The following is a 2,832-nucleotide window of genomic DNA, read 5'->3' as shown; positions in this document are numbered from 1 at the left end:
TTCAACGCGCTCGATGGGCTTCGACATAGGCGCACGCCTAGGCTTACGCCCAGGCCCTCACGGTTGCGCCGCCTGTCCGGTCGAATTGGGGGCCGCTCCACTTTGGCGCTGGTGGCCGCATCATCTTCCCCGACAACGCCCGGGGCCTCGCCTGCCGCCGCCTGGATGACGGTGGGGTGGCTGTCCTGGCCGGTGGCCGGGAATGGCTGGCCGGTCCCAGGTGAGGCCATGGGGCGCAGGCAGGGAACGCCCATGGGCTGCTCTACCCGCCTGCGCCCTGCTCTACCCGAGTAGTCTCCAAAGAGGCTCTATAGGTGAACCACCATCGGGGATGATGCAGGGGGGATTACCTCCACTGGTCATCACGACATAGGAGCTTCCTTATGCTCATCCATAGGAGCTTCTTAAGGAGCATCTATAGGGTTTTTCTTTGGAATCTTCCTCTAAGCGGGGGGAAAACCACCCTCTGTCCCCCCGCTTATCTGGCCGTGGTCCTGCCCTCTCCACCACCACCATCGACGGCGAGGCCGTCCAGACGGTGAACGCCCGGGAGCTGCATGCGCGCCTGGAGGTGGGCACCGCCTTCAAGGACTGGATCGCCCGCCGGATCGTGGACTACGGGTTCACCGAGGGTCGGGACTTTTGCTCATTCCTGAGCGAAAGCACCGGAGGGCGCCCCTCCCGCGACTACCACCTGACCCTCGACATGGCGAAGGAGCTGGCCATGGTCGAGCGCAACGACGCCGGCCGCCGGGTGCGCCACTACTTCATCGAGTGCGAGCGCCGGGCGAAGGCCAAGGCTGCCCCCCTCCCGGTTCCAAGGTGGACGCCATTCCGGCATCCTATTGACCCACCTCAGGAGGACAACGGGTGAGTGGTACCATCACCGTCTATGACGACGACACCGGACAGCCTGATTACGTCTATCGTACAGCCTTGTCGGGCATCTCTTCCGACTTCCCGTACACCTCGTACCTGCTCGACTACGACCAGCGGGACGAAAACTCCTGGGCCACCTACGAGATTTCGTATGGCCTCTACGGCTTCTACCCCGCCTTGGACAGCGTGAGGATCACCTGGGATGACGGGTCGGTGACCCTCTGGGAGCCCAGCTATGCGCTCGCCATCGGCGGTAACGTCGGAGCGGTCGCCTCCCAGACTTACACGACCTTCGACGCCCAGGGGCGCACCGAGTCGGTAGTAGTCTTCGTCGAGCGCAACTATGCGGTCGGGCCTCAGCTCTCGGGTCTAGCCTACAGCCAGACCGAGTACGATCCGGCCACGGGCAATCTCGACTACTCCTACGTGCGCCACATTGAGGGCCTGATCGAGGCCAAGGACTTCAACGCCGCCACCGGCGTGATCGACTATGCCTATTCCGTCTTCGCCAATGGTCGCACCCTGGCGCAGGACTACGACGCACAGGGCAGGCTTGATTATGTGGTGGACAGGTTGGCGGATGGTCGGATGATCGTCACCGACTACGACCTGCTGAACCAACACGCCTGGGACACCTACCAGATCGCCTATAGCGCCACCGGCCAGATCGACAGCGTGGTGGTGGGTTAGCCCTCCGCTCGCGCCAGCAGCCGCTTCACGGTGGTGGCGGTCCAGGCGCCGCCCCGTGGAGACGCCACGCCCCGGGCCGTGAGGGCTGCCGCAAGCTGGTTGAGGCTCGTGGCCCCGGTAGCCCGAAGCTCCGCAATGACCGGCAGGACCGCATGGGCATGGCGACCGGCCTTGAGGGTGCGGGTCTCCGCCGACGCCTTGGCGCCCTTCTGGATGCCCTCGGGGGTCGCAGGCCGGTGGCCACGGTCGCCGCCTAGCTTCACGCCCCTGGCCTTCGCCGCCGCCAGCGCCGCCTTGGTTCGGGCGCTGATGGCCCTGGCCTCCTCCTCCGCCACCAAGGCCAAGATGCCAACCGTCAGCCGGTTCGCATGGGGCATGTCAGCCGCGATGAACTCCACCCCGGCCTTCTGCAACCCGAACAGGAAGTGGGCGTCACGCGACAGGCGATCCAGCTTGGCAATCAAGAGGGTGGCCCCGGTGATCCGGCATCGGGCCATGGCTTCCGCCAGCTTCGGGCGATCCGCCCGGCGCCCGCTCTCCACTTCCACGAAGATTGGGGCCAGCAGCCTGTCAGCCGGTTGGAGGAAGGCCCGGATGGCCGCTTCCTGCGCCTCAAGCCCGAGGCCGCTCCGCCCCTGCCGCGCCGTGCTGACTCGGCAGTAGGCCACGAAGGAGCGCCCCTGGGGGCTGGCGGTGGTGGTGCTGGTGGTGGCGGTCATGGGCGCTGGTCCTGGCGGGTGCTGCGCCACCCTGAGTCCCTGGCCGTACCATGTCAACAGCCTTCATCGGTGGTAGAAGGCCAATGACACGGATGCCAGGCCTTCATCCGCCCCTGAGGATGGACCACGGCTGCCGGCTGGGGATGCCGATGCCCGTGCCCTGCCGGGCAGCCTGGGGACAGCCACAGGGGGCCGTTGCTCTGCTCTTCGTGGTGGATGCGGGGACTACCGCGCCCCGCCCAGGCACCGCCGGGGCCGCCACGACCACACCTCGGCAAGCATCCATGGAGGGGGTGGGGGTGCCACCCGGGGAGGGGGGAGATGTCGTGCGGCGCCCCTATTGATGGGCGTCTCGGACATGCACACCGAAAATTCGACTGGCGCCCTCGGCTTACCGCAAACGGCGCCCCTTGTTCCGCGCACCCGCACCTAGAAGGGCTACACTGGCCTGCTGCCGGTTTGGTGGACACCTGGATAAGGTTTTCACCCAATCGGAGGCCCTTGCATGGGACGAAGGACATTCAGCCGCGAGTTCAAGCTCGAG

General features: G+C 66.2%; 3 protein-coding genes. 2 read left to right on the top strand and 1 reads right to left on the bottom strand.

Annotation, left to right across the window (positions count from 1 at the left end):
* Positions 1-538 precede the first annotated feature (538 nt).
* Both HEQ75_RS27500 and HEQ75_RS27495 read left to right on the top strand, forming a co-directional pair.
* Positions 539-874, top strand: a complete 336-nt coding sequence (locus HEQ75_RS27500; protein ID WP_209318814.1) for an antA/AntB antirepressor family protein — start codon at positions 539-541, stop codon at positions 872-874.
* Positions 871-1,569 (top strand): hypothetical protein, encoded by a 699-nt coding sequence (locus HEQ75_RS27495; RefSeq protein ID WP_168035313.1) that lies wholly within the window; start codon positions 871-873, stop codon positions 1,567-1,569. Before HEQ75_RS27500 ends, HEQ75_RS27495 begins: the two co-directional genes overlap by 4 nt.
* Here HEQ75_RS27495 and HEQ75_RS27490 read toward each other — a convergent pair.
* Positions 1,566-2,288: a recombinase family protein gene (locus HEQ75_RS27490; protein WP_168035312.1), complete on the bottom strand. Its 723-nt coding sequence runs from the start codon at positions 2,286-2,288 to the stop codon at positions 1,566-1,568. The genes HEQ75_RS27495 and HEQ75_RS27490 overlap by 4 nt on opposite strands.
* Between the last annotated feature and the right edge of the window lie 544 nt (positions 2,289-2,832).

The sequence above is a fragment of the Falsiroseomonas selenitidurans genome, from assembly GCF_012103215.1.
Lineage (GTDB): Bacteria > Pseudomonadota > Alphaproteobacteria > Acetobacterales > Acetobacteraceae > Falsiroseomonas > Falsiroseomonas selenitidurans.
The sequence above is the reverse complement of the archived record's forward strand: the minus strand, read 5'-3'. Positions and strand labels throughout refer to the sequence as shown.

What these genes read in the sequence shown, in the direction of transcription:
- HEQ75_RS27490 (WP_168035312.1), bottom strand. Translation starts at nt 2,288, where the DNA reads ATGACCGCCACCACCAGCACCACCACCGCCAGCCCCCAGGGGCGCTCC.